The sequence below is a fragment of the Paenactinomyces guangxiensis genome, from assembly GCF_016055185.1.
Taxonomy (GTDB): Bacteria; Bacillota; Bacilli; order Thermoactinomycetales; family Thermoactinomycetaceae; genus Paenactinomyces; species Paenactinomyces guangxiensis.
The window spans coordinates 138,011-163,865 of record NZ_JAECVR010000004.1; the positions used below are offsets into that span (position 1 = coordinate 138,011).

The following is a 25,855-nucleotide window of genomic DNA, read 5'->3' on the forward strand; positions in this document are numbered from 1 at the left end:
GGATGAATGAGACCGGTTCAACCCGGAAGCAAATTATGTTGATGCTGAAAACCGGGGGGCCTTTAACTGTCAGCGATATGGCTGAACAATTAGGAGTGACAGAAATGGCCGTACGCCGACATCTAAACACCCTGGAACGAGACGGATTGATCGGATCTAAATTATTGCGCCAGTCGATGGGACGGCCCACTCACCAATATTACCTGACTGATAAATCGGAGGAACATTTTCCAAAGAGTTACCATACATTTACCCTTGACTTATTAAACGATTTAGAACAGAATTACGGACCTGCGATCATTGATCAATTATTTAAAAATCGCGAAAAGCGTTTGACAGACTTGTATCAATCAGAATTTACCTCTCAATGCCTGCGTGACCGTGTCCGTGCCTTGGCGGAATTGCAGGATTCCAAAGGTTATATGGTTGAATGGGAAGAGTTGGAGGACGGCAGTTATAAACTGACTGAATTTAACTGTCCGATCGCACAGGTCGCCAATAAATATAATCAGGCCTGTGCATGTGAAATTAATTGGTTTCAAAACCTCCTGGATGCTGAGGTGGAGCGTTCGGAGTGTAAGGCAAAAGGCGGGCAAAATTGCATCTACTATATCCGAAAAAGAAAAACCGGTTGAAAGAACCGACACGAGTCTTCGTGTCGGCCTTCTATTTTTTATGCTTTTTAGGTGGAAACAAAGCTGTGGTACAATCAGTATAAGTATTTGGGCCTTTAAGTACAAAGCAGGAGGGACATAGATGCCGCAATGGTATGAAGAAAGCTTTGGAGAAGACTATTTACTCGTTTATAAGCATCGGAACAGGCAAAACGCATCGTTTGAGGCGGAGCAGATCACCCGTTGGCTGCAATTGAGCAAACAGGATCTTATTTTAGACCTGTGCTGCGGGACTGGCCGGCATACGATTGCCCTTGGCCGCAATGATTTCCGAGTCGTGGGCCTGGACTTGTCCAAAACGCTATTGTCACATGCTGTCAGTGAATCGGCAGGTTTGCCTATTCCATTTGTTCATGGAGATATGCGGACTTTGCCTTTTATGGATCATTCTTTTGAAGTGGTGTTAAATTTATTTACTTCTTTTGGTTATTTTACCCAGGACAGGGATAATCAGCAGGTACTGGCGGAGATCAACCGTGTGCTGAAACCGGAAGGACGGTTTTTGATCGACTTTATGAACCCGGAATCGGTAAAGAGAAAGCTGGTACCCGTGAGTGAGAGGGAAGAACAAGGGATACATATTCGTGAAGAAAGAAAAATTGCAGGAGATTTTGTGCTTAAAGAGATTTGGGTGCGGGATGACAAGGGGGAGCGTCACTATCAAGAGCGGGTGAAGATGTATTCAATGGACCGGATGGAAGCAATGATGGAGCAAGCGGGTCTTACGATTGAGCAGGTCTATGGGAACTTTCGCGGGGAACCTTATCAAACCATGAGTGATCGTATGATCTTTTTGGGGCGTGTGTACAAATGAAGTCATATCGCGGTTACTTGATTGATCTGGATGGAACGCTGTTTCGCGGGACAGAGGTGATTCCGGAGGCTCTTTCCTTTATGGATCAATTAAGCAAGGCCAATATTCCATACCTTTATCTGACCAATAACTCCTCCCGCCCGCCGGAGAAGGTAGCTGAAAAATTACGCGATTTTGGTTTTCCTGCCGCACCGGATCAGGTTTATACTTCCGCTCAGGCAACAGCGCAGTATCTGCAAGATGAAATGAACTCTCCTTCCGTTTTTGTCATTGGTGAAGAAGGATTGGTCCGGGCTGTCGCCGGAGCGGGCTGCGAAATAACGGAAGACCGGCCGCAGGCAGTTGTGGTCGGGATTGATCGCCAGTTCACCTATGAAAAAATGAAAAAAGCCAGCCTGGCGATTCGCGCGGGAGCAGCCTTTATCGGAACCAACGCAGACAGAGCCTTGCCGACCGAAGAAGGATTGCTGCCCGGCAGCGGTTCACTGTCTGCGGGGATTGCTGCAGCGACAGGTATTGAGCCGCTATTTATCGGGAAACCGCAACCGATTATCCTGCGCTATGCTCTGCAAAAATTGAGGACCACCCCTGAAGAGACACTGATAGTGGGAGATAATCTGGAAACGGATATCCGTGCCGGGGTAAATGGCGGAATTGATACTCTGCTTGTTTTTACAGGAATCACCACTCCTGAAATGGCAGAACAGTCCTCTATTCGGGCTACTTACGAGGTAAACCGGTTAAGCGAATGGAACATCTGAGAGGAGACACGGAGATGAAACAATGGGGAGAAATCATTCAAGTTCCTTTACCGTTGCCCTTTGCTCTGAAGATGATCAATGCTTACATCATTAAGGGAAGCCGGGGCTGCACGATTATTGATACCGGCCTTCATACCGAAGAAGACCTGGAGATGTGGAAACAGGCCCAAACTGAATATGGATGGAATTGGAAAGATGTCGAAAAAATTGTTTTAACCCATTACCACCCTGACCATTATGGATTGGCCGGAACGCTGCAAGAGTTGACCGGCGCTCCGGTTTATATCTCGGAAACAGATAAGATCCAGGCAAGGATTTTTCTGGACAGGGAGAGTGACATGCCCGAAATAATGGCTGATTTTTATAGCAAGCATGGATTAGACAAGGAATGGACGGCCAAGATTTCCGGGCATCTGCGAAGCTTTTACAGGTGGGTGGAACCTCATCCCCGCCCGTCTTTAATCGGAGCGGGGGATACAATCCAACTGGGGGATCGTGAATATACAGTGTACCATACCCCGGGGCATGCGGACGGCCATCTCAGTTTTTTTGATCCGGAGCGGGGCTGGCTGATCGGGGGAGATTTTCTCTTGCCTAAAATTACGCCGAATATCAGTTTATGGCCCAGGTGCAATCCCAATCCGCTTAAAACTTATCTGGACACGTTGGAAAAGATGAAAGACTTGCCGGTGAAAAAGGTATTTCCCTCCCACGGCCGCGTATTTGAACATTATCGCGAACGTATTGACGAGTTAAAGCGACATCATGAGGAGCGTTTGCAAAAAATGAAAGAATGGATTGCACAAGCGGATGGAGCAACAGCATTTGAGGTATGTACTTATCTGTTCGGCACCAGTCTGTCCATCCATAATTTGCGCTTTGCCCTGGCGGAAACGCTGGCTCATCTGGAATATCTGCGTTTGTCGGGGGAATTGAACCGGATGGAGGAAAAGGAGAAATTTGTGTACCATCTCAGCTGATCAGCTGCCGTCCGGTAAAATCGCCGGAAAGACCTGTAGCCAGGTTTTTATTCTTCTTGTTGTTTTTTGCGGTTATGAGCGAGACGGGCTGCAGCTGAAGCGGCAATTGCACCGACGAGATCATCCAAAAAAGTATGGATTTCTCCGTCATTTTTATTGTTCAGTCTGGCCAGAACCCCCGGCTTGACACGGTCGATAAAACCATAATTGGTCAATCCGATACTTCCGTAAACATTTAAAATAGCCAGAGATAAAACTTCGTCAATTCCATACAGACATTCATCGCGGACAACCATATCCTGAAGGGGCTCCAGCAACTGTTCTCTCTCTGCCAGTACATCCATCTGAATACCGGTAAGAAGGGCATTTTGAACCTCCCTTTTTTCAATCACCTGTTTTACATGGTGCAAACATTCCTCCGGGGTTATATCAGGGACCAAATCTTTTTGCAGATAAAAAGTGAGCTCAGCAATCTCATTCAGGCTGACACCTCTTCTTTTCAGCCAGTCGAGGCAAATCTGGTGAACCTCTCTTTCTGTTGCGGGAACTTCCTTCATTTGTACCTTCATGCTCTCTTCCCCTTTTGATTATATTTCTTCTTATTTTTTCCTCGGAAGGGCAGATTATGAAGCGAAGGCTGAGATATATATGGAAAGGGTACAAGTAAAACTCTGCGAATGCGTTTTCCGATCAAAAGGAGGATGAATATGGCCGAAACAAGGGTGGCCCTGCTCACGGGAAGCACGGAAGGGCTTGGGAAGATGACGGCGCTTCTGTTCGCTGAACAAAAGTGGACCATCGCCGTAAACAGCCGCCGCTCTGATGAAAAAGCAAGTCGTCTGTTGAAGGATTTGCGGGAACTGGGGGCAGAAGCACAATCTTTCCCCGGGGATGTAACCCGGCGTGACGAGGCATCCCGTGTGGTTGCGGAAACACTGGAGCGTTTTGGGCGTATTGATGTACTGGTACATGCCGTCGGCCCCTTTATCCGTGAACGAAAATTGTTTGTGGAACATTCCGGAGAAGAAGTTGAACAGATGATCCACGGAAATTTGCTCAGTGCGATCTGGATGGCACATGCCGCACTTCCGGTGATGCGGAAGCAAAAGTGGGGACGTGTGATCTTTTTCGGATTCGGGCGGGCGGGAGAGGCTCCTGCATGGCCGGATCGCTCTGTTTACGCTGCCGCAAAGACCGGTTTAGTATCACTTACCAAGACATTAGCGGTGGAAGAAGCCCCTAACGGGATTTCTGTCAATATGGTTTGCCCCGGAGATATTGTGGGAGAAAAGAAAGAGATGCGCATCCGGGAAGTATCCCGGCTGCGAGATGAAGAAACTCCGAGAGGACGCCCGGGATCAGGCGAAGACGTGGCGCGGGTGATCCGTTTTCTCACGGCTGATGCCTCCGATTTTGTGACTGGAAATATTATCAACGTGACAGGTGGACTCGATGTGATTCATCCTGTCTCCAAAAAGCATCCCCCATTCTCTTCTGTGTAGGCACATATCCCTCCTCTCTGACATAAGCTGGTCATGAACCAGAGAGGTGAGGGCGATGTCAAACGCAATCGAAGAAGTAACTCAATTGACAGGAGAAAAGCGGCTGCCGGATTTGTTAAAGAACCACTATCAAATTCAAGTACTGGGCGCAAAGCCGATGGGCGGTGTGCTCAAACTGGAGACGGACCAAGGGCTGTTCGTGTTAAAACGGGTACGGCACGGGGAAAAAGACCGCTGGCGAATGGTGAGTGAACTGGCCAAACATGTGGCAAAAAGCAAACCGGACCGGACCGGAATCCCCACTCCGGTTCCCACCACCTCTGAACAGCCGCTTTTTAATGGTTATCGTTTTTCATATGTGCTGCTTCCGTGGATTGATGCCAATTTGGTTTCATTGAGCCAAATAGAGGACTGGAAAAGAACCAGCCGGGATTTGGCACATTTTCACCAGTCTACACGGGGATTTGTTCCAACTGTTCCTTACCGCAAGTATCAGCATACCGGAAAGTGGATGCCTGAGTGGGAGCGTTCGCTTGGACAACTGGAAATTTTTCAAATGGCAGCCAAATGGACGGACACCCCTACTGAAACTGATCAGTACTGGTTGGAAACATCTGCGTACACCAAGGCCATTTTGGAAAATTTAATCGGATATTATCAAAAAATCGGCGGCGACAAATTATGTAAAAATACCGTTCAATACGGCAAAGCTTGCCATTATAATCTGCACCGCCATAATCTGCTGACAGATGCCAGGGGACGGACACATTTGGTCGATTGGAATGAAACTGTTTTAGACGTCCGCACCCGTGATTTGGCTAAGTGGCTTTTATACGGGTATGGACGCACAGGCAGCCGGGCTGTATTAACATCTATTTTACAAGGGTATCAGGAGATTGCCCCATTAGATGAGGCAGAATACCCCCTTCTTTATGCACGCTTATTATTTCCCGAGAAATTATTAAGGCTCCTTCAGGGGATTTACGATCAGCAATCCATCTCCATCGAATCAGCCGCACCCGATGTAAGAAGGGCTGCCTATATGGAAGAGAAGAAAACAGACTTGCTGAGACTATTTCCGATCATAGTGAAAGAGGAGTTTAACGTCTCTATTCCACAGTTGGACTGGTTGCGTTGATGGTGCCGCTGATCCGACACAACTCTGGGATGAAAGTATGGAGTATGCCGGGTGGCAAAATTCCGGGAAAAGCTTATTTGGCGGCCATTTCGACTTCCGCGCTGGGCTGTAAGGGGTGAGACAGAAATTTGCTCTCCCCCTATACTTTTTAGATCCAGAAAGATGGAAACCACATAGCCGGTTCCTATTGATATAAGTTGTTAGAATTCGAAACCAGCTGATATATCTTGGGGATTTAAATATTTTCTTTTTTGAAAGATTTGATATTGCGAAATAAATGAATATTCATATATAATTTAAATACATCATCTTGTGAATTTAAAATGGGTTTCAGATGTTATATAGTTTAATTCATCCAGCATTTTCAGACAAAAAGGGAAAAATACGGACAATCCTTTAAACCGTCATTATGTACTTCTGAAAACAACATTCGGTCAATCGGACCAGGCTTGATAGGGTTCATTTGTTAAGAAAGCCGGGTCTCCATGGCACATTACTTTTGATTGGACAGAGTTGACTTCAGGTCGAGTCTGTCTTTTTTTGATGAAAGGAGGGGAATCCGTTACGGAGAACGTATACTCTATATCAGATGTGAATATTGTGTGTCCTGGATAAACAGGCACAGAAAAGGAAGCCATTTCATAGAGCTTCTTAAGTTTTCTGTAACGGGTAATATGGGTAAATATTTTCCGCGATTTGTTGTCCTCATCCTTTTTACTTTTGTGGGCATCGGGATCTTGGGGATCGGAGAGGGATACGCTGATCCCAGCTTTGAGATTCCCCGTGTCGATGACCATTTTGACAAGGTCGAAAAAGGCCCGGCACCACAGAAAACGGAGCCGGTGAATCAGAATGCACCGGAAGAGGGCGGAGCCTGGGATTGGATTACGGAAAAAGCCTCCGGTGCTTGGGAATGGACGAAGGAAACCGTCTCCGATGCCTGGGAGTGGACAAAAGAAACAGCGTCCGACTTTTGGGATTGGTTTGTTGAGGTCTTATCGAAGATTACCGAAGTCGTGATTGATGCCCTCTCTGCCGCCTGGGACTGGATCGTTGACAATTATGAATATATCGTAAGTGGAATCGTCCTGGTTGTCGGGATTGTGTTATGTTTTTTTGCCCCGCCCCTGGGAGCATCGATCCTGATCGGCTGGGCGGTATCGTTTGGCATCAGTTTCGCGATGAATGGCTGGAAAATAGATGAAACCACCTGGCTGGATGCAGGCATCGGCGGATTGCTTGGCCTGGTAGGAATGGGCTTCGCCGGCGGGATAGCCAGAGGACTGGCAACCGGACTAGGCCGAAAAATGATTACAGGGCTGGCTAATGCCAAAATACTGGGGCCCATCTTAAAAGGCGGCGGCAAGCTGATCAGCAAACTGCCAGCGCCGATCCAAAAGATCTTCTCCAAAGCCGGTTTTATCGGTTCGGTAGAAGGTGCGGGAACCAGCATCGTTGATGATCTCTTGCGCGGAAGGGAGATCAACTGGAAAAATGCATTGATCGCCGGATTTGGCGGGGCTCTTTTTGTTGGTGTGGGAGCGTTTGTGGCTCCCAAAATCGACCCGATTGTAGACAAGGTGACAACGGCGTTCAAAGAGTACACCAGACCTATTGTCGCGAAAGTAAGTCCTGCTGTTGAGAAGTTGGACGACTTTGATATAACAAAATGTTTTAGCTATCAAAAGCAACCAAGATATTCAGCTTTTATTGATTTACCATCGATTGGAAATTGTTTTCGTTCACCGGACACAGGCAGGGGTACGGGATCGGGAAATGGTTTACTTTCTTCCAATGGAAAATTTATAGACCCAAAATTAGAGTCCGATTATGAGAAGTATCTTCAACGTAAAGCGAGGGAAGGAAAAACTCCGAGAAACCGGTTAGATTGGAAACAAGCAAGGGATTATTGGTTGAAAGATTCCCCAATGGCGAGAGGGAATACATTTAACAAAAAAGCTGTTAAAGAACAATGGTATCCATATCATGAAGTTCATTTAAGTAATGGTAAACGTTTAGATTCGTATGATCCAATCAAAGGAGAAATTGTATCACGGAAAGCGACAGACTTAGATGTGATTGACATAGCTACATTTGAACAATATCTAGGGGAGTTGAAAAATAAATACAGGCCCGGTATAAAAATACGATCAAATAAATACAAAAGAATTGATGGACAAGAACTTAAAGGAAAGCAAATACTCGAAATCCCTGCATCGAATCGACATTTTAGTGAAATACAAGATTATATTGATTTGGCTAAAAATAAATATGGGATTGAAATACGGTTCAGGGAGGAATAACCATGCAGTTACCGCCAGAAATCAGAATGGCTTTAGAGAATATTGATTTTATTAACAGGTACAAGAGCATGTCTGCGAAGTATGATTTTGATGATGAGTTTGAATATGACAACCATGAAGTATTGGATATGTTGAATGAATTAGGTTATCATGCTCGTTTTGACAAGAGGGAAAATTTCTTTAACATTGTGGAGGAATTACCTCCGTGTAAATTTGAATTTAACATATCTCTCAAATACAGTCTCTTAGAGTTTATATGGACGGTATGGAAGTACGGGGAGTTACAAATAGGTGATCCGTGGGGAATATTAAAGAAATTATTGGACGGATCAGACGAAAGTGTAAGGCTACCCGGATTCCGTAACTACAATGATTTGAAAGAAATATTAAAAGAGGCGTTTTTGATGTATGAGGATTTCAAACGGGAATTACTTTCTGTCTACAGTAAAGAATAGTAAAGGTAAAAACACCCTTTTATTCTTTTTGACACTTCACCAGTGGTTGCGAGATCTGATGTACACCTTCACACAAGAAAAAGCCAGGAAGAGAATTAAATCTCTTGCCCGGCTTTTTCTTGTTTATTCTCAGATTGATCCAAACACTCGGCTAAAAAGTCGATCAAATGGACCGCACGCATCTGTTTTTGCAGGCCCGCTCTTTCAATCCCGAGTTTCATCTGTAACAAACAACCGGGATTGCTGGTGATAAGGATGTCGGCACCGGTTGTTTTGACATGCTCCATTTTTTCGTCAAGAATATTCATCGACATCTCTGGCTGGGTTAAATTGTAGATTCCTGCCGAACCGCAACAACGGTCTGCTTCAAACAATTCGACAAATGTGACGCCCGGGATGGAGCGAATCAGACGGCGGGGTTCGACAGTTATCTTCATGCCGTTGCGAAGATGGCAGGAGTCCTGGTAGGTGACACGTTGCGGAACCTTTGCCCGAAATGGCAGGGAATCACCGGCTTCCACAATCAACTGGCTGACATCTTTGATGCGTCCGGCAAACCAGTCAGCCTCTTTTTCCCAATCCGGTTTTCCTTCCAGCAGATGGGGATATTCAATCAGCATGGCCCCGCACCCGCCCGCGTTGGAGGCGATCCAATCCACTTCCCACTCTTTAAAAGCGGCAATGTTTTGTTTGGCCAATTCAATGGCCAGTTCCTTTTCCCCGGCATGGGCATGCAACGCGCCGCAACAGGTTTGCGTATCGGGAAACACAACCTCATATCCAAGTGCAGTCAACAGTTTCACTGTATTTTGATTGGTCTCCGTAAATATGATATCCATGATACAGCCACGAAACATTCCAACTCTTCCAATCGGTTTCCCTTCAGGCTTTACGATTTCTCCCGTCCGGCTCCGTGAACCGCGCGGGTCTGCCGTGGGGAGAATGCAGTCCATCTGTCTCAGATGAGCAGGTAATACGCGTGAGAGTCCTGTATGATGAACCAAAGCCCGCAGACCTGTCCGCTGGTAGAAGGCGAGCAAATAGCTGCTTAAACGGAGTCGTTCAGGGTGAGGGAACAGATAACGGAAAAAGAAATCCCTTATTGCTTTTTCCAATTTTGACCGGGGGTGGTGTGTTTGAATGGAAGCACGGGTTTGTTCCAGTAACCGGCCGTAAGTCACTCCGGCGGGACAAGCAGGTTCACAAGCACGGCAGCCAAGGCATAGATCCATTTGAGCAGCAAAGGACTGGTCCGGTTTTATCAGCCCGTCATGTACTGCTTTCATCAAGGCAATCCGGCCACGGGGTGACGCGGCTTCCAGTCCTGTTTCCCGGTAAGTGGGACAGGCGGGCAAACAAAAGCCGCAGCGCATACAATTGGTGAGTTGATCCTGGTCAAGCGTCAGTTGGATCTGATCTGCTACTTGATCCCAGCGGGAAGCGGAAGGATCAGCGGCTACTTTTCGCGTGTTTCCGGACATGTAATCACCACCCGGGGGCGTGTTTCTTTAGCAAATATCTTGCCGGGGTTTAATAGATTAAGAGGGTCAAATGCCCGTTTAATTCCTTTTAATACTTCAATCCCGGCCTTTCCGGCTTTCCATTCCAGATAGGGAGCCTTGGCGAGGCCGACTCCGTGTTCTCCGGTGATGGTTCCGCCCAGCTCAAGGGCGGCGGCAAAAATCTCGGCAAATGCCTCTTCTACACGTTCAATTTCTTCTTGATTGCGGGCATCTGTCATACAAGTCGGATGCAGGTTTCCATCCCCGGCATGACCAAAGGTACAGATACGAACACGGTTTTTGCGGGCGATTTCATTGATTGTCCGCACCATTGTTGCGATAGCAGCCCGGGGTACAGTGGCATCCTCTAAGATGGTGGTAGGTTTTGAACGTGCCAGCGCGGAAAGGGCACTGCGGCGGGCAGCGAGTAATTGATTTCCCTCCTCCGGTGTCCGGGCCACCTGGACATGGGCTGCATTTCCTTTGCGGCAGATTTCTTCCATCCGCAGGATATCCCGGTCAACTACCGCTTGAGGGCCGTCTTGTTCCATCAGCAAAATCGCAGCCATGTCTGTTGGGAGGCCAATGTTGGCAAATTCTTCAACCACTTGTATGGTTCCCTGGTCCAGAAACTCCAGCGTACAAGGAATAATCCGGTTGGCAATAATTTCTGAAACTGTTTGCGCCGCCGCTTCCAGATCGGTAAAATGAGCAACCATGACACGGCGGTACTCGGGTTTAGGAAGCAATTTCAGCGTTGCCTCTGTCACAATTGCCAGTGTTCCTTCCGAACCGACCAGCAGTTTGGTCAAATCATAGCCAGCTACGTCCTTGGCCAGCTTTCCTCCCGTCCGAATCACTTCGCCTGAGGCAAGTACCGCTTCCAAACCCAATACATAATCTTTCGTTGTCCCGTATTTGAGCCCTCTCAGTCCGCCGGCACACTGCGCGATGTTGCCGCCGATCGTGGAAACAGCCATACTGCCGGGGTCCGGCGGATAAAAGAGGCCCAGTTCTTCTACTGCCTGATGGAGTTCTTTTGTAATCACGCCCGGTTGTACAGTGGCGGTCAAGTTTTCCTGATCAATCTCCAGGATGCGGTTCATCCGGGTCATCACCATCACAATCCCGCCTTCGGCCGGAACAGTGGAAGCGCTTAAATTACTGCCGGAGCCCCGGCTGATCACGGGAATGCGATAATTAGCCGCCACCTGCATGATTGCCTGTACCTCTTCCGTCCGGCAAGGAAAGATCACGCCGTCCGGCAAAGCTTGAAACATCGGGGTGGCATCATACGAATGAGTGACAAGCGTTTCCATATCTGTTCGAAAACGCTCTTCGCCAACAATGGCTTTCAACTCTTGCACTGCCTCGGGAGCTAACATGACCCCTCATCTCCTTCGGTGGAATGGAAATCAATAAGTTAAAAATATTTTAATGGCTCTTATTCTTTTAGCATGAATATAAACAGGTGATCAGATGATCTGTTCTAATGTTAACACAACCGAATGAGTTCTAACATGTTAAAATAAGGCGACAGGAACCAAAGCTTGAGGTGAAAAAGATTGAAGTTCAAACAAGTCCACAGAAAAAAGCTGTATGAACAAGTAGCTGAGCAAATCCAGGAAATGATTACGGGCAAAGAGCTGAAGCCGGGAGATAAATTAGCTTCTGTCCCGGAGCTGGCAGAACAGTTTGGCGTGGGAAGGTCGGCAATTCGGGAAGCACTCTCTGCACTAAGAGCCATGGGGTATTTGGAAATGAGGCAGGGAGAGGGGACTTTTGTGCGTGAATTTGACCCGGGTACCCTGTCCCGGCCGATCAGTCCGGCAGTGCTTATGAAAAGCGATCAAATCCTCGAGCTATTGGAAGTGAGAAAAATCATGGAAGTTGGATGTGCCGGAATGGCCGCCCTGCGCAGAACAGAGCAAGATTTGGAAGCGATGGGTGAAGCCCTGGTTCAGATGAAGGAAAGTATCCACGAGTCTGAAGAAAAGGGAGAACAGGCGGATCTCGCATTCCATCAGTCGATTGCCGAAGCGACGAAAAATAAAATGCTTATGCATTTTATGCAAACACTATCCAAAGCGATGCAAGGAACGATGAGAGAAAGCCGGCGGATCTGGCTCTATGGCGAAAAAGCAACTCTGGAACGTTTATACCAGGAACATGAGGGGATTTTCCTGGCGATTCGTGAACATGAACAACATCTGGCCCAGGAGCGCATGTTTCAACATATAGCCAAGGTAGAGCAAGTATTGCGGCAGATGATGAAAAAAGACCCGCCGGCATTCCCTTAATCGTGTGAAAAAGTAGGAGATTTGAAAGGAGAGGGGACATTCCGTGCCGGATATACTGGTAAAACGGCATGACTTACCGGAGATCCATCTGATCATAACCCGGGATCAACGGGAAAGGGATCGAAATTAGTTCCCTTGCCCCAGATAAACATATTGTATCTAACTGGGTAAAGAAACATTTTAGCGCCCATTGGGCCAGTGAATGTGAGGTTGCCTTCTTCAATCATCCTGTCTCGTGCTTCCTGGCTGTCGGGAGAGGAAAACCAGTCGGATTCGCCTGCTATGATGCAACATTTGTCCGGTTAGAGAAGGAATAAAGGATTAAATCCGCTGTCCTGTCACAAAGCACCCCTCTAATCATCAGATTAGTAAAAGTGACCACGGGGGGATATTTAAGGCCTGCCGGATGATGAAAAATGCGAACCAAACTTCGCTCCGTAAGTAGAGGGAGCAAGCCCGGCCCTGTCGTGTCTGCATGCCTTGATCCGGGCCTGCGGCGGCTGCCCAATCCCAACCATAATTTCATGTTTGCAAAGATCGGATCAAGGCTGTCTATTTGGTTGTTAATCCAGACAAGCCTATTCACCTTAAAAGCCATAAGCGGATCCTCGTACGATAGCAAAAGTCCTGCTATTCAACTTGTTCATATGGTTGAATAGCGGGACTTGTTTGTTTTGATGTTTGAACTCCAGGCACAGAGGGATGTGTAAATGAAATTATTTACATTTAATAAAACTATTATTTGTGATATTATGGAAAAGTATTCTTTTAACATCTTTATTTTGTAAAATTTTTAGTACAAAAGGCGGTTTTCAATGTGAAACGAGATACCTCAAAGACTCCATTTGTCCCTTATATACCTGCCTCGCGTTCATTACCTGAATTGACAGTTGTGGCGGTTTTGTTAGGGATTGTGTTAGCCATCGTGTTTGGAGCCGCTAACGCATATCTGGGCTTAAAAATCGGTCTCACCGTTAGTGCTTCCATTCCTGCTGCGGTGATTTCATTGGCTATTTTGCGCGGGTTGTTCCGGCGAAAATCGATTTTGGAAAATAATATTGTACAAACGATGACCACTGCAGGGGAAGCAGTAGCAGCCGGTGCGATTTTTACTCTTCCGGCTCTTTATCTGTGGAAGTTGACTCCAAGCCAGGGAGTTATTGCTTTTATCACGTTAACAGGCGGTTTTTTAGGTGTGATGATGATGGTTCCCCTGCGCCGCCTGCTGATTGTGAATGAACATGAAACTTTACCTTATCCGGAAGGGACTGCATGTGCGGAGGTTTTAAAATCCGGGGAAACAGGGGGAAGCAATGCCCGCCTGATCTTTTTCGGATTTCTGGTAGGAGGGTTGTTTAAAACTCTCGGAGATGGATTAAAATGGTTTAAAACTTCCGTAGAAACGAAAATTGCCGGGTTTAAAGGCGCTGCTATCGGGTTGGATACCATGCCGGCTCTGCTTGGGGTGGGCTATATCATCGGGCCGCGTATTGCCGGGCAAATGGTTGCCGGCGGATTGCTGGCCAGCCTTGTGTTTATCCCGATGATTGCCTTTTTTGGAACAGGAAGTCCCACCACTTTCTTTCCGGCCGATCAGCCGATCAGCCGGCTGGATATCAGCGGAATTTATGACAACTATATTCGCTACATCGGCGCCGGCGCTGTTGCCACAGGAGGTTTGATCACTCTTGTACGAACCTTGCCGATGTTATTCAGATCAATCCGCGATACGCTTGCCGGTTTGAGAACAAAAGGCAGGGAAATCCAATCACGTACCGACCGGGATATCCCCACTCCCTACCTGGTGATTGGAACCCTTGCCCTTATTCTGGTGATTGCCTTTGCCCCCGTCACGCATGTCGGAATCATCGGTGCAGTTGCGATTGCCGTTTTCGGTTTTCTGTTTGTGGCTGTCGCTTCCCGGATCGTGGGAATTGTCGGAAGCTCCTCTATGCCTGTTTCCGGGATGACCATTGCCACTTTGCTAATTGTCACTATGATCTTTAAAGTCGCAGGGATGGGTGGACAAACGGGAATGATTGCCTCGCTGATGGTTGCGGCCATTGTTTGTGTGGCTCTGGCTGTTGCCGGGGATATTTCCCAGGATCTGAAAACGGGTTACCTGGTGGGGGGAACCCCCTGGAAACAACAAATCGCTATGATGATCGGTGTTCTGGCGAGCGCTCTGCTCATCGGATTTTTCCTGGTTCTCTTTGATCAAGCCTATGGAATCGGCGGGAACGAACTTCCTGCCCCCAAAGCGGTTTTGATGAAAATTATCGTGGAAGGCCTGATGGCCGGTAACTTACCGTGGGAACTAATCCTCATCGGCATGGGCCTGGCTGTAGCCATTGAATTCCTGGGGCTGAATTCCTTAACAGTAGCCGTTGGTTTCTATCTGCCTGTATCGATCAGTACCCCCATTATGATCGGCGGACTGGTCCGCTGGGCAACAGAAGCCTTTATCAAAAATGATAAACAAAAACAAATGCGTGAAGAGACAGGCACCTTGTTTGCGTCCGGTTTAATTGCCGGGGAAGCGCTGGTCAGTGTGGTCATTGCTCTCTTAATCGTACCTGGTATTCTCAACCCGGAAGCGCCGGTAAAAGTGGACAACGGTTGGCTGCCATTCTCTCTCTTCCTCGCACTGGCAGTTCTCCTCTGGTTTGTAACCACTAAATTTACAGGGAAAACTGTAACAAAGGGGAAATAACGAAAGGGAAGAAAATGATTAATGTCCTTCCTTAAAAAGAAAGCAAGTAAAGATAAAAACCTTTTAAAAATGATTCCAGCTCTAAAGCCATCCTTAACTCTGGAATCAAACCCGGACAACCCGGAACTGCTTCAACTGGTTATACCGCGGACCAGCCTGCTGGAGAAGTTCTCGGTCCGATTTTTGAAACAGCCGCCCTATCTGCGGATTCGCCTGGACCGGCTGGGAAGTTTTGTGCTGGCTCGCTGTAACGGGAAACATCAAGTGGAACAGATTCAACAACAAGTGGCTGAACGGTTTGGTGAAGAAGCTGAACCGGTCCTGCCGCGCTTGTTGAAGTTCCTGGAGATGGTGGAGGCCAACGGCTGGATCAATTGGAAATGAGAGCGTACTTTCGCGCTCTCATTTTTTCATCCCTTTTTGACACGGGGGGATTTCTGTTATTTTTATTATTTTTTAAATTAACTATCCCCGTATGTAAAACAAATGATAGTATGTTCATAACGTACTCAGATGGAAAAGGGGAGAAAATGGTGAAAAAAATCACCGTGGAATTCTGTATTTCTAATCTGGTCAAAGGTTCCCTTTCTGCATATTACTGCTTGAAAAACCAGAATCATTCCTGTGTAAAAATAAAAATGAGATATTGTCTGGGCCTCTGCAGCTGCTGTGAACATACATTGTACGCATATGTTAACGACCAGCTGATAGAAGCCGACACCCCTGATAAGCTGTACGAGAAAATCATTCATTATCTTTCTTTCTACAGCAGATAGATCAGAGCAAACGATAGCAGAGTGCAGAACAAGCCCGTTATGAAGGAGACAGTTCCCAGCCACCACGGGAAAAACGACTTTTTATCCTTAGACGGGGAACCGGAATCGTCAACTAGAAAGTCATCATCCAAATTCTCCATTTCACGGCGTGAAAGTTTCATTACCTTTTTCATGCTTTTGCCAAAAGTGCTGAAAAATCCGCCGCGCACTACATACCAGGCACCTGAAACAGTTAACAGGAACAGACCGACCATAAAAAGATGGTTAATAAAAGAGATCAGCTTCCATTTTGAGCTGACTGAGACAAGAACGAGAGAGATCACAGTGAAAATCAATGAATAAGAAAAAATTTGAGCCCTTTTGGACATTGAAATTCCTCCATCTTATGGATATTATATGAAACATTAAGGCTTTGTCGCTTATTCTTTCGCTATACCCTTTTCTATTACACCCGATTCATTTATAATTAACAAGTCGTAATCTAAGTTGTCCGTGTAGTACCTTTGATAACCTGAAAAGATCTTACTATTCGGACATTAAAGGGGGGACAGAATTGCAAACGAGTTGGAAAGCAATTCTAGGAGTGGTTCTTTCGGCCAGCCTGGTACTCGGCGGGTGCGGCGGAATGGGACTGACCAAAGGCGGAAGTGAAGGTGTGAATTCCCTGAGTGAAAACCAGGTTCTGAGGATGAGTGAACAAAAAGAACTTCAGACCCTGGACAGTGCCAAAGCTTCAGAGATGATTTCGTTTAACGTTTTAAATAACGTTCAAGAAGGCTTAATGAGAATGGGTAAGGAAAAACAGCCGGAATTTGGGATTGCCCAGGATGTGGATATCAGCCCGGATAAAAAAACCTACACCTTTAAACTCCGGGACGACGCAACCTGGAGTGATGGAAAACCGGTAACAGCCATGGACTTTGAATACGGCTGGAAACGGGCGTTAGACCCGAAGACGAAATCGGAATACGCTTATATGCTGTACCCGATTGTAAATGCAGAAGAATACAACACAGGTAAAGTATCGAGTGAGAAGGTTGGCGTCAAAGCAACCAATGAAACGACCCTGGTTGTCAAACTGAAACAGCCGATGATCAACTTTCTCAGTATGACCACAATGACCACCTATATGCCACAACGGGCAGACATTGTTGCAAAATATAAAAATGAGTATGGGACCAAGGCCGATAAAGTGGTTTACAACGGGCCATTTAAAGTGACCAAGTGGACAAACCAGGAAGTCGCTTTAACCAAAAATGACCAGTATTGGGACAGAAATGCCGTTACCCTTGAAAAAGTATCGATTATCACAATAAAAGATACGGCTACAGGGATTAATTTGTACAACTCCGGTAATATTGATACAGCACTGTTAAACCAGGCGTTTGTCGATGCATATAAGCAGACGCCGGATTATGTTGAGGTTGAGCTGGCCTCCACCTGCTACATCTTGTTAAACCAGAAAAATGAATTCTTTAAAAATGATAAAATCCGCAAAGCGATCAGTTTGGCGATTGACCGCGAAGACATAATCAAAGTTATGAAAGACGGATCCAAACCGGCAGGAGCCCTGATCCCTCCGTCAATTAACGGAGAAGGAAATAAATCCTTCCGGGAAAATGGAGAATGGGTGAAGCAGGATGTTGACAAAGCAAAAAAATATTTTGCGGAAGGTTTAAAAGAATTGGGATTGGAGAAGCCCCCAACCGATATTGAAATGATCGGCTATGATGCAACAGCGAAACGGGATGTTGCAATGGCGATCGAGGAACAGCTTCGGGTTAATCTGGGGCTGGACATTCAATTGAATTCCCCGCCGTGGAAAGTTCATCTTGATAAACTGAGAAATGGCGATTATGATATGGGAATGCTTACATGGGGAGCCGACTATAATGATCCGATTAACTTTTTTGAGATCTGGCAAGCCAAAAACCCGATGAACTGGTCCAACTTCAACAACAATAGATATGATCAACTGGTGGAACAGACAAGAAGAGAAACAGATCAGAAAAAGCAATTTAAGTTATTTACCGAAGCGGAAAAAATCTTAGCAGGCACTGAAGGAAACGGAATGGCCGGTTTTGTTCCCCTGTTTTATGCATCACAGGCTTATGTGCAGAAGCCGTATGTGAAGGACTTGTATCGCCATCCGTACGGGGCCCAGTACACACTGAAATGGGCATACATCGGAAAAGAAAAAGAAAAAAATTAAACAAGCAAATGTATAATTATGAACTAATCGGTGCGGACCCTACCCGGGTTCGCATTTTTTATATGTATAAAATCCTGTATCTTGCCAGAACATAACTCTTTACAAAAACACGGATTATAGGTTAAATATAATTATGTGGTTTATAGCAATACACACCGAAGGTGAAATTGTTTGAAATTTAAGCGGATTCTACAGCATTCCATAGATGACTCCCCACCCGGGTAAAGAACCTTTTTACGGCTTCTTTGTCATTTTTTTTGCTGTGAATGTTTGCAAGATTTCAGAGATATCATCCAATCGGTTACCGGCATACTTATCTTTCTAATCGGGTTTAAGACCATAGGGTCTAAACTATAAAATTTTTTTCAAGAAATTATAAGGGGGCAAACAGATGAGCAAGAGACTGAAGTTTTCGTCCTTGTTAGCCATTTTATTAGTGGCTTCTCTTGTACTATCCGCTTGTAACTTCAGCGGCGATTCCGGCGGAGCGTCCGGTAAGCAGGTATTAAATTTAACTGACACCGCTGAGCCGCCAAATCTGGACAGTGCAAAGTCAACTGACGTTGCATCGTTTACCATTCTGAACAATACGATGGAAGGTCTTTACCGCCCGGATAAAGATGATAAGCCCATTCTCGGCATGGCTGCTGAAGAACCAAAAATCAGCGAGGACAAAAAGACTTATACGTTTAAAATCCGTGATGCCCAGTGGAGCGACGGCAAACCCGTTACCGCCCACGACTTTGAATACGCATGGAAACGTGCCCTGGATCCTAAAACCGCGTCAGAATACGCATATATTCTCTATCCGGTTTTAAATGCAGAGAAATTCAACACTGGTAAAGGTTCAAGGGATGAAGTCGGCGTGAAAGCTCTGGACGACAAAACACTGGAAGTTAAACTGGAGCAGCCGATTCCTTACTTCAAGGACTTGCTTTCTTTCCCGACCTACATGCCGCAACGGCAGGATATCGTTGAAAAATTTGGCGACAAATATGCACTTGAGGCCAAAAATCTGGTCTTCAACGGCCCATTCATCCTCTCCGACTGGAAACACGAAAAAAGCTTCCAGTACAAAAAGAACGACAAGTATTGGGACAAAAGTACAGTTAAGCTGGCAGAAGTAAATGTCAACATCGTAAAAGACAATGCAACCAGTGTTAACTTGTACAAAACCAAGAAAGTTGACTATTCTCCTCTTGGCTCCGATTTTATTGACGCATATAAAGGAAAGCCGGATGTATTCACCATTCCCGAACTGAGCAGCTGGTATCTGGAATTGAACCAGACCAAACCGCTGTTTAAGAATAAGAAAATCCGTCAGGCGATCGCCATGGCGATCGACAAAAAGACCTTGACGGAAAGCGTGTTGAAAAACGGTTCTGTACCGGCGAACGGCATTGTTCCCCCGGAGACACAAGCCAATGACAAACAAAAATTCAGCGAAGTAACACAGGCCAACGTTGAGTACAACCCGCAAAAAGCTAAACAGCTGTTTCAGGAAGGCTTGAAAGAACTGGGCATGACGTCCCCCGGTAAAGTTGAATTATTAACTCAGGATACCAGCCAGGCCAAGAAAGACGCAGAATTCTTTAAAGAGCAATTGCGTGTAAACCTTGGATTGGATGTAAGTATCACCGCAGTTCCGTTCAAGGAGCGTTTGCAAAGATCCAAAGACGGTAAATTTGATATCGTATATTCCGGTTGGGGTGCTGATTACAACGACCCGATGACCTTCCTCGACATCTTTATCACCGGTTCTTCTTACAACCGCGGTAAATGGAGCAACAGCGAATATGATGCACTCATCAAAAAATCCCAATCCAACCCGAACTTTGAAGAGCGTCTGCAAGACCTGATCAAAGCTGAGAAAATCTTCATTGATGATGCCGGGGTTGTACCTCTCTACTACAGAAGCCGTCTGGCTCTGAAGCAGCCATATATCAAAGATTGGCCATGGCATCTCAAAGGGCCGGAATACAGCCTCAAATGGGCTCACATTGAAGGAAAATAGTAATTAAATTATTCTTGAGGAAAACGGAGTAACATGGTTAGATGAAGGTATATGTCACCATGACATATACCTTCATCATTGCTTGCTAACGTGTGATTGAGAGAGGATGTGAATCGATGTGCTCAGGTATACGCTCAAACGGCTGTCCTACATGGTTGTAACCCTTTGGATCATCATTACGGTTACTTTCTTCCTTATGCATTCCCTTCCGGGTACACCGTTGAAAAATGAAGAAAAGTTGCCGGAACAGATTAGAGAACAAATTATGGAACATTACGGGTTGAATGATCCGCTCGGTGTCCAGTACCTGAAGTTTTTAGGAGATGTGGTTCAGGGTGATCTTGGCATGTCACTGGCCTATGACGGACGCAGTGTAACAGAAATGATTCTCACAGGCTTTCCTGTATCCGCTTTTATAGGCACACAGGCAGTTATTTTTGGTACCTTGATAGGTTTAATTCTCGGCATGGTTGCTGCTTTGCGGCGCGGTACAATGATTGACAACCTGGCAACCATAACTGCTGTTTTCGGAGTCTCTGTTCCCAATTTCGTCTTGTCCGCATTGCTTTCTTATTGGGTTGGAGTAAAATGGGGCATTTTACCGCCGGCTCTCTGGGAATCATATAGCTCTTCCATTCTGCCGTCCCTTGCTCTTGCTGTATTTGTGATTGCGCAAATTTCCCGGTATATCCGTTCGGAAATGGTAGAGGTTCTTGATCAGGATTATATGAAAACGGCAAAAGCGAAAGGGTTGAACCGTAAAGCAGTTGTGTTCCGCCATGCTCTCAGAAACGCACTCATTCCAGCTGTCACTGTTCTTGGTCCACTGGCTATAAACATTATTACCGGGTCCATGGTGGTAGAGGTCATCTTTGCACTTCCCGGAATCGGACAGTACTTTGTAACATCGATCTTCAGCAATGATTATACGGTGATTATGGGCACAACCATTTTCTACAGTGTACTGATCATTCTTACCATCTTTATTGTAGATATCTTATACGGCATTATTGACCCACGGATTCGGATTGCGGGAGCAAAGGAGTGATACTGGAATGAATGCTACAAAAGACCTGACACCTGATCTGTTTCAACCGGTTCAGATTGAAGACAGCGATAAAAACAGTCTTTCCCGGGAGTCTGTCGGTTTCTGGAAAGACGCATGGCGCCGGTTTCTTTCCAATAAGGGAGCGATACTTGGCCTTATCCTTATCTTTGTGATTGGATTTTTCGCCCTTGTGGGCCCTTCGATGAACAGCTATACTTATCAAGTTCAGGATTTTAAGTCCCTAAACCAGGAGAGCTTTACTGGTGATCATTATTTTGGGACAGATGATCTTGGCCGGGACGTGTGGACCCGTACCTGGTACGGTGCTAAAGTTTCCCTGCTCATTGCCTTTTTAGCCGCCTTTTTTGACCTGGTGATCGGAGTTACCTTTGGCGGAATCTCCGGTTATTTTGGAGGCCGCATCGATAATATCATGCAACGGATGATTGAGATTTTAGTGGGGATTCCCAATCTGATTGTCATTATTTTAATGTTGTTGATCTTTGATCCTGGTATTGTGCCGATCGCTATTGCTCTGTCGATTACCGGGTGGGTGCCGATGGCACGGATTGTGCGGGCCCAGATGATGAAGTTGAAAACCCAGGAATATGTACTGGCATCACGCACGCTGGGAGCCAGTCACCAGCGCATTATTATCAAACATATGATTCCTAACGTGATGGGTCCCATTATTATTGCCGTTACCTTTGCCGTTCCGTCAGCCATTTTCTTTGAAGCCTTTTTAAGCTTTATTGGATTAGGGCTTCGTCCGCCGGAAGCAAGTCTGGGTGTGCTTGTCAATGAGGGTAAAGATGTTTTGCAGATTTTCCCGTACCAATTGTTCTGGCCGGCCCTGGTACTCAGCTTGATTATGCTGGCGTTTAACCTGGTGGGCGACGGCTTGAGAGATGCACTTGACCCGAAAATGCGCAAATAGGGGGGAAATCAGGATGACAAAAGTGTTAGAAGTTCGTGATTTACACGTCTCTTTTAAAACTTATAACGGAGAAGTACAAGCCGTCCGCGGGGTCAGCTTTGATGTAGACGAAGGAGAAACCGTAGCCATTGTTGGGGAATCCGGCTGCGGGAAAAGTGTCACTTCCCAAACCATCATGCGCCTGATTCCCAACCCGCCGGGTTTTATCAAAAAAGGAGAAATTATTTTTGACGGCAAAGACCTGGCCAAAGCTACTGAAAAGCAGATGGAGAAAATTCGCGGTGCAGATATCGCGATGATTTTCCAGGATCCGATGACTTCACTGAACCCAACCATGACTGTGGGAAAACAGATCATGGAAGGCTTAATGAAACATCAAAAAATGAGTCAGGGAGAAGCAAGGCGAAAAGCGGTTGAAATGCTGAAACTGGTTGGCATTCCAAGCCCGGAGTCGCGTCTGAAACAATATCCGCACCAGTTTAGCGGAGGAATGAGACAACGTGCCATGATCGCGATCGCACTCTCCTGTGCGCCAAAAGTATTAATTGCGGATGAGCCTACAACAGCTCTTGATGTGACCATCCAAGCCCAAATTATTGACTTGATGAAAGAACTCCAGGAAAAGATTAACACCTCGATCATCTTAATTACGCACGATCTGGGTGTGGTAGCTGACATTGCTGACCGTGTTGTCGTTATGTACGCAGGAAAAGTAGTGGAAACCGGCAATCTGGACGAAATTTTCTATAATCCGAAACATCCGTATACCTGGGGCTTACTTGCTTCCATGCCGCGTTTGGACCAATCGGAAGACCAGGAATTGCTGCCGATCCCCGGTTCTCCGCCTAACTTGCTTTCCCCTCCCAAAGGATGCCCGTTTGCGGCGCGCTGTAAACATGCGATGAAAATTTGTACCGAGCAGATGCCGGAAGCCACAAAAGTTTCCTCTTCACATCAAGTGGCTTGCTGGTTAGAGCACCCCATGGCCCCTGAAGTGAAACCACCAGCACTCGCGGTAGGAGGCGAATAAAAATGAGTCAGGTTCAAACCATTAACCGTGACAATTCCACGGATCGTCAGGCGAAAAAAGATGTGATTTTGGAAGTCAAGAATCTGAAAAAACATTTTCACATGGGCCGCAATCAGGTCGTTCAGGCTGTTGACGGAGTTACTTTTGATGTCTACCGCGGGGAAACTCTTGGCCTTGTGGGAGAATCCGGTTGCGGTAAGTCGACCATTGGACGGACTCTTATTCGGTTGTACGATGCGACAGAGGGTACGGTTAAATTTAACGATCAGGATGTCTACAGCCTGAAAGGAAAGGAATTAAAGAATTTTAACCGGAAGATGCAGATGATTTTCCAGGACCCCTATGCTTCATTGAATCCGCGCATGACCGTCATGGATATCATTGCCGAAGGGATTGACATTCACGGCCTGGCGAAAGGGGAAGAGCGCCGCCGTCGGGTGGTTGAACTTCTGCAAACGGTTGGCCTGAATGAAGAGCACGCAGACCGTTTTGCTCACGAGTTCAGTGGCGGACAGCGACAACGGATCGGGATTGCCCGCGCCCTTGCCGTGGAACCGGACTTTATCATCGCTGACGAGCCCATCTCTGCCCTTGACGTTTCGATTCAGGCCCAAGTTGTTAATTTGATGAGAAAACTGCAAAGGGAAAAAGGGCTTACCTACCTCTTTATTGCACACGATTTGTCAATGGTTAAATATATTTCCGACCGTGTGGGTGTGATGTATCTTGGAAACCTGGTCGAGCTGGCAGAAAGTGATGAACTGTATGATCATCCGCTGCACCCCTATACCGAAGCCCTCCTTTCCGCTGTACCGATTCCGGATCCGGAGACAGCGAAAACCAGAGAACGAATCATTCTGGAAGGGGATGTTCCCAGCCCGATCAATCCCCCGAGCGGTTGCCGGTTCCGGACCCGTTGTCCAAAAGTAATGGACATCTGTTCCGAGGTCGTGCCAACTTGGCAGGAAGCGCGCCCTGGCCATTGGGTAGCTTGTCACTTATATAACGAAAAGGAATAAATCGCGCGTGATAGGCGGTTGCCCTCAACCGTCTATCTTTATTTTGTAAATAAACGACCTTACCCCGGTTGAATCCCGTTGTAAGGTCGTTGTTGAAAGCAATGGATATATGGTTGGCCGAAAACTATTGTGATGTATTTTCCTCCACTTTTTGTACAGCTCCGGGTTTCCATAATGGCAGCAGGACAATGATCCCAACGACGAACAACACGGCGGCTGTTTCAAACATAGCCAAAAGCGAAAATGATTCTTTTAACGAGCCGGACATACTCATTGTGACCACCATTGCTCCCATAAAGAGCGGGCTTAGTATGCCGTTGACGCGGCCAATAAATGAAGCCTCTGTATTTTGTAAGATCATCGTGTTAATGCCGATTTGGATGGAAGGCATGACGAGTCCGGAAATAAACTGGGCTGTCAGGGTCAACCATAACTGCGTTGACAGGCCAGCCGCCAGAAAACCGAATGCGCTGACGGCCATCCCTAACACAAGAAGTTTTAGCGGAGCGATTTTTTTCGCTAATGCCATTGTCAGTCCGCCGCCGAGGATCATCCCGATCCCGTTTGCAGCCATCAACCACTGAAGATGTTCCTTCGGCAAGCCTAAACGTTCGGTAATCAGAAAGACACCAAGCGGTTGAACTAACCCAATGGCCAATCCTGCCGCCGCAAAACAGCCGCCAAGCAGGGTTAAGGTCCGGTTACTGAGTACATAACGGAATCCTGCCATCAGTTCTTGCCGGAGCGTGGTTTTCTCTTCCTTCTTCTCTGCTTCGTGATCCGGCGGCAGAAACAGAAGCACGAGAGCGGAGACTAAGAAGGCGACTCCCATGATGCCAATGGCTGTGTTAATGCCATAATGCTGATAGACAAATGTCCCGAGAACCGGCCCTAAAATCATAAAGACAGCGAAAATCGTCTGGTATATAGACATTCCCATTTGAATCAGATCTTCCTGCACATGCAATTTAAACAATTTCATGCCGGAAGGCTGGGAAAACTGTGACAATATGGACGAGACGAGCGTCGCGAAGAAGACCGCTTTCCAACTTCCAAACACAAGCGTTAACAGTACAACGAAAATGGAGGCAGAACTGAGCAAGTCACACCAAATCATCGTTCGTTTCGGCCGCCAGCGGTCAGCAAACGTGCCTCCGATAAACGAAAACAAAAAGATGGGAGCAAACTCCGCAACGGAAATCAGCGAAACAGCGACCGGGTTTCCATTTGTTTTTTCCATTACATATAACAGGATCGAATAGTTGCGCACCCAGATACCAATTTGCAGAAAAAATACGGAAAGCAGGATGGTACGGATCACCCGGTTGCGGAACAACGCCCCGATTGAAATTTTTGTGGTCGCATTAGCAGTCATAAAATCCTCTCCCTTCATTAATGAATGCTAATCGAATAGTGATTATGCCATCCTTCCCCCACAAAGTCCGAAATAAGATCTATTGCGTTTTTTGATAAAGGTTTTTCGTCGTTGAATCACAATTTTTGCCCCATTTATTTTTGGACACAAAAAAACACCTCACCCTTCGCAGCAGGCAATGAACAGATACATCACAAATAAACCCGATTCCATGTTTAAATGGGTGGGTATAAGTGCTCTGTACTTACTATTACCTGATACGCTTGAATGCAGTGCTCATGAAATACTTTCCTCCGTTTAAC

The 25,855-nt window shown here is 46.4% G+C and carries 24 protein-coding genes; 18 read left to right on the forward strand and 6 right to left on the reverse strand.

All coding sequences use genetic code 11. From position 1 onward, the window contains the following. Positions 1-2: 2 nt before the first annotated feature. The 4 genes from I8U27_RS06140 to I8U27_RS06155 all read left to right on the forward strand — a co-directional run bounded on the left by I8U27_RS06140 (position 3) and on the right by I8U27_RS06155 (position 3,229). Positions 3-635, forward strand: a complete 633-nt coding sequence (locus tag I8U27_RS06140; RefSeq protein ID WP_181750948.1) for a helix-turn-helix transcriptional regulator — start codon at positions 3-5, stop codon at positions 633-635. Between the two features lie 121 nt (positions 636-756). Continuing rightward, entirely contained in the window at positions 757-1,488 is a 732-nt protein-coding gene (locus I8U27_RS06145; RefSeq protein WP_181750949.1) for a class I SAM-dependent methyltransferase, read from the forward strand. Then, a complete protein-coding gene (locus I8U27_RS06150) occupies positions 1,485-2,249 on the forward strand; it encodes a TIGR01457 family HAD-type hydrolase (RefSeq protein WP_181750950.1) in 765 nt (254 codons plus the stop codon). Before I8U27_RS06145 ends, I8U27_RS06150 begins: the two co-directional genes overlap by 4 nt. Positions 2,250-2,263: 14 nt before the next feature. Further along, the gene (locus I8U27_RS06155; RefSeq protein ID WP_181750951.1) at positions 2,264-3,229 is read left to right on the forward strand and encodes an MBL fold metallo-hydrolase; all 966 of its coding nucleotides are present in this window, start codon (positions 2,264-2,266) and stop codon (positions 3,227-3,229) included. A 47-nt stretch (positions 3,230-3,276) separates the two neighbouring features. On the opposite strand, the gene I8U27_RS06160 is transcribed toward I8U27_RS06155, so the two are convergent. Next, the gene (locus I8U27_RS06160) at positions 3,277-3,798 is read right to left on the reverse strand and encodes a phosphatidylglycerophosphatase A family protein (protein ID WP_181750952.1); all 522 of its coding nucleotides are present in this window, start codon (positions 3,796-3,798) and stop codon (positions 3,277-3,279) included. 138 nt (positions 3,799-3,936) lie between these two features. Between I8U27_RS06160 and I8U27_RS06165 the strand changes: the two genes are divergently transcribed. From I8U27_RS06165 to I8U27_RS06180, 4 genes are all read left to right on the forward strand, one after another. Then, positions 3,937-4,731 carry an SDR family oxidoreductase gene (locus tag I8U27_RS06165; RefSeq protein WP_181750953.1) on the forward strand — a complete coding sequence of 265 codons (795 nt, stop codon included), beginning with the start codon at positions 3,937-3,939 and terminating at the stop codon, positions 4,729-4,731. Positions 4,732-4,786: 55 nt separating this feature from the next. After that, positions 4,787-5,869, forward strand: coding sequence for a phosphotransferase (locus tag I8U27_RS06170; RefSeq protein WP_181750954.1), 1,083 nt, complete (start codon positions 4,787-4,789; stop codon positions 5,867-5,869). Positions 5,870-6,543: 674 nt separating this feature from the next. Beyond that, on the forward strand, positions 6,544-8,172 hold the full coding sequence (locus I8U27_RS06175; RefSeq protein ID WP_198065852.1) for a hypothetical protein: 1,629 nt from the start codon (positions 6,544-6,546) through the stop codon (positions 8,170-8,172). A 2-nt stretch (positions 8,173-8,174) separates the two neighbouring features. Next, positions 8,175-8,627: a hypothetical protein gene (locus I8U27_RS06180; RefSeq protein WP_181750955.1), complete on the forward strand. Its 453-nt coding sequence runs from the start codon at positions 8,175-8,177 to the stop codon at positions 8,625-8,627. Between the two features lie 95 nt (positions 8,628-8,722). On the opposite strand, the gene I8U27_RS06185 is transcribed toward I8U27_RS06180, so the two are convergent. Next, positions 8,723-10,108, reverse strand: a complete 1,386-nt coding sequence (locus I8U27_RS06185) for a (Fe-S)-binding protein (protein ID WP_181750956.1) — start codon at positions 10,106-10,108, stop codon at positions 8,723-8,725. Further along, positions 10,084-11,514, reverse strand: coding sequence for an FAD-binding oxidoreductase (locus tag I8U27_RS06190; protein ID WP_181750957.1), 1,431 nt, complete (start codon positions 11,512-11,514; stop codon positions 10,084-10,086). The genes I8U27_RS06185 and I8U27_RS06190 overlap by 25 nt, the downstream gene beginning before the upstream one ends. Before the next feature lie 180 nt (positions 11,515-11,694). On the opposite strand from I8U27_RS06190, the gene I8U27_RS06195 reads away from it, so the two are divergent. Then, positions 11,695-12,429: a FadR/GntR family transcriptional regulator gene (locus tag I8U27_RS06195; RefSeq protein WP_181750958.1), complete on the forward strand. Its 735-nt coding sequence runs from the start codon at positions 11,695-11,697 to the stop codon at positions 12,427-12,429. A gap of 280 nt (positions 12,430-12,709) precedes the next feature. Here the strand turns inward: I8U27_RS06195 and I8U27_RS06200 are convergent, their stop codons facing one another. Beyond that, the gene (locus I8U27_RS06200; protein WP_181750959.1) at positions 12,710-13,027 is read right to left on the reverse strand and encodes a hypothetical protein; all 318 of its coding nucleotides are present in this window, start codon (positions 13,025-13,027) and stop codon (positions 12,710-12,712) included. Between the two features lie 219 nt (positions 13,028-13,246). Here I8U27_RS06200 and I8U27_RS06205 point away from each other — a divergent pair, with 219 nt between their 5' ends. The 3 genes from I8U27_RS06205 to I8U27_RS21275 all read left to right on the forward strand — a co-directional run bounded on the left by I8U27_RS06205 (position 13,247) and on the right by I8U27_RS21275 (position 15,918). Further along, positions 13,247-15,142, forward strand: coding sequence for an OPT family oligopeptide transporter (locus I8U27_RS06205; RefSeq protein ID WP_181750960.1), 1,896 nt, complete (start codon positions 13,247-13,249; stop codon positions 15,140-15,142). Between the two features lie 21 nt (positions 15,143-15,163). Continuing rightward, positions 15,164-15,526 (forward strand): PqqD family protein, encoded by a 363-nt coding sequence (locus I8U27_RS06210; RefSeq protein ID WP_232345270.1) that lies wholly within the window; start codon positions 15,164-15,166, stop codon positions 15,524-15,526. A 146-nt stretch (positions 15,527-15,672) separates the two neighbouring features. Beyond that, on the forward strand, positions 15,673-15,918 hold the full coding sequence (locus I8U27_RS21275) for a DUF1450 domain-containing protein (RefSeq protein WP_374057905.1): 246 nt from the start codon (positions 15,673-15,675) through the stop codon (positions 15,916-15,918). Here the strand turns inward: I8U27_RS21275 and I8U27_RS06220 are convergent. Next, the gene (locus I8U27_RS06220; RefSeq protein ID WP_181750962.1) at positions 15,906-16,286 is read right to left on the reverse strand and encodes a DUF3899 domain-containing protein; all 381 of its coding nucleotides are present in this window, start codon (positions 16,284-16,286) and stop codon (positions 15,906-15,908) included. The genes I8U27_RS21275 and I8U27_RS06220 overlap by 13 nt on opposite strands. A gap of 185 nt (positions 16,287-16,471) precedes the next feature. Here I8U27_RS06220 and I8U27_RS06225 point away from each other — a divergent pair, with 185 nt between their 5' ends. The 6 genes from I8U27_RS06225 (at position 16,472) to I8U27_RS06250 (ending at position 24,178) form a co-directional block, all read left to right on the forward strand. Then, entirely contained in the window at positions 16,472-18,130 is a 1,659-nt protein-coding gene (locus I8U27_RS06225; RefSeq protein ID WP_181750963.1) for a peptide ABC transporter substrate-binding protein, read from the forward strand. Positions 18,131-18,521: 391 nt separating this feature from the next. Beyond that, positions 18,522-20,144: a peptide ABC transporter substrate-binding protein gene (locus I8U27_RS06230; RefSeq protein ID WP_181750964.1), complete on the forward strand. Its 1,623-nt coding sequence runs from the start codon at positions 18,522-18,524 to the stop codon at positions 20,142-20,144. A 118-nt stretch (positions 20,145-20,262) separates the two neighbouring features. Continuing rightward, complete coding sequence (locus I8U27_RS06235; protein ID WP_181750965.1) at positions 20,263-21,192, forward strand: ABC transporter permease; 930 nt, start codon at positions 20,263-20,265, stop codon at positions 21,190-21,192. 7 nt (positions 21,193-21,199) lie between these two features. After that, positions 21,200-22,129 carry an ABC transporter permease gene (locus tag I8U27_RS06240; RefSeq protein ID WP_181750966.1) on the forward strand — a complete coding sequence of 310 codons (930 nt, stop codon included), beginning with the start codon at positions 21,200-21,202 and terminating at the stop codon, positions 22,127-22,129. Positions 22,130-22,142: 13 nt separating this feature from the next. Continuing rightward, positions 22,143-23,159: an ABC transporter ATP-binding protein gene (locus I8U27_RS06245; RefSeq protein ID WP_181750967.1), complete on the forward strand. Its 1,017-nt coding sequence runs from the start codon at positions 22,143-22,145 to the stop codon at positions 23,157-23,159. A 101-nt stretch (positions 23,160-23,260) separates the two neighbouring features. Then, on the forward strand, positions 23,261-24,178 hold the full coding sequence (locus I8U27_RS06250; RefSeq protein WP_269751006.1) for an ABC transporter ATP-binding protein: 918 nt from the start codon (positions 23,261-23,263) through the stop codon (positions 24,176-24,178). A 124-nt stretch (positions 24,179-24,302) separates the two neighbouring features. On the opposite strand, the gene I8U27_RS06255 is transcribed toward I8U27_RS06250, so the two are convergent. After that, positions 24,303-25,553: an MFS transporter gene (locus I8U27_RS06255; protein ID WP_181750969.1), complete on the reverse strand. Its 1,251-nt coding sequence runs from the start codon at positions 25,551-25,553 to the stop codon at positions 24,303-24,305. Positions 25,554-25,855: the final 302 nt, after the last annotated feature.

What these genes read in the sequence shown, in the direction of transcription:
- I8U27_RS06140 (WP_181750948.1), top strand. Translation starts at nt 3, where the DNA reads ATGAATGAGACCGGTTCAACCCGGAAGCAAATTATGTTGATGCTGAAA.
- I8U27_RS06145 (WP_181750949.1), top strand. Translation starts at nt 757, where the DNA reads ATGCCGCAATGGTATGAAGAAAGCTTTGGAGAAGACTATTTACTCGTT.
- I8U27_RS06150 (WP_181750950.1), top strand. Translation starts at nt 1,485, where the DNA reads ATGAAGTCATATCGCGGTTACTTGATTGATCTGGATGGAACGCTGTTT.
- I8U27_RS06155 (WP_181750951.1), top strand. Translation starts at nt 2,264, where the DNA reads ATGAAACAATGGGGAGAAATCATTCAAGTTCCTTTACCGTTGCCCTTT.
- I8U27_RS06160 (WP_181750952.1), bottom strand. Translation starts at nt 3,798, where the DNA reads ATGAAGGTACAAATGAAGGAAGTTCCCGCAACAGAAAGAGAGGTTCAC.
- I8U27_RS06165 (WP_181750953.1), top strand. Translation starts at nt 3,937, where the DNA reads ATGGCCGAAACAAGGGTGGCCCTGCTCACGGGAAGCACGGAAGGGCTT.
- I8U27_RS06170 (WP_181750954.1), top strand. Translation starts at nt 4,787, where the DNA reads ATGTCAAACGCAATCGAAGAAGTAACTCAATTGACAGGAGAAAAGCGG.
- I8U27_RS06175 (WP_198065852.1), top strand. Translation starts at nt 6,544, where the DNA reads ATGGGTAAATATTTTCCGCGATTTGTTGTCCTCATCCTTTTTACTTTT.
- I8U27_RS06180 (WP_181750955.1), top strand. Translation starts at nt 8,175, where the DNA reads ATGCAGTTACCGCCAGAAATCAGAATGGCTTTAGAGAATATTGATTTT.
- I8U27_RS06185 (WP_181750956.1), bottom strand. Translation starts at nt 10,108, where the DNA reads ATGTCCGGAAACACGCGAAAAGTAGCCGCTGATCCTTCCGCTTCCCGC.
- I8U27_RS06190 (WP_181750957.1), bottom strand. Translation starts at nt 11,514, where the DNA reads ATGTTAGCTCCCGAGGCAGTGCAAGAGTTGAAAGCCATTGTTGGCGAA.
- I8U27_RS06200 (WP_181750959.1), bottom strand. Translation starts at nt 13,027, where the DNA reads ATGGCTTTTAAGGTGAATAGGCTTGTCTGGATTAACAACCAAATAGAC.
- I8U27_RS06210 (WP_232345270.1), top strand. Translation starts at nt 15,164, where the DNA reads ATGTCCTTCCTTAAAAAGAAAGCAAGTAAAGATAAAAACCTTTTAAAA.
- I8U27_RS21275 (WP_374057905.1), top strand. Translation starts at nt 15,673, where the DNA reads ATGGTGAAAAAAATCACCGTGGAATTCTGTATTTCTAATCTGGTCAAA.
- I8U27_RS06220 (WP_181750962.1), bottom strand. Translation starts at nt 16,286, where the DNA reads ATGTCCAAAAGGGCTCAAATTTTTTCTTATTCATTGATTTTCACTGTG.
- I8U27_RS06230 (WP_181750964.1), top strand. Translation starts at nt 18,522, where the DNA reads ATGAGCAAGAGACTGAAGTTTTCGTCCTTGTTAGCCATTTTATTAGTG.
- I8U27_RS06240 (WP_181750966.1), top strand. Translation starts at nt 21,200, where the DNA reads ATGAATGCTACAAAAGACCTGACACCTGATCTGTTTCAACCGGTTCAG.
- I8U27_RS06245 (WP_181750967.1), top strand. Translation starts at nt 22,143, where the DNA reads ATGACAAAAGTGTTAGAAGTTCGTGATTTACACGTCTCTTTTAAAACT.
- I8U27_RS06250 (WP_269751006.1), top strand. Translation starts at nt 23,261, where the DNA reads ATGGGCCGCAATCAGGTCGTTCAGGCTGTTGACGGAGTTACTTTTGAT.
- I8U27_RS06255 (WP_181750969.1), bottom strand. Translation starts at nt 25,553, where the DNA reads ATGACTGCTAATGCGACCACAAAAATTTCAATCGGGGCGTTGTTCCGC.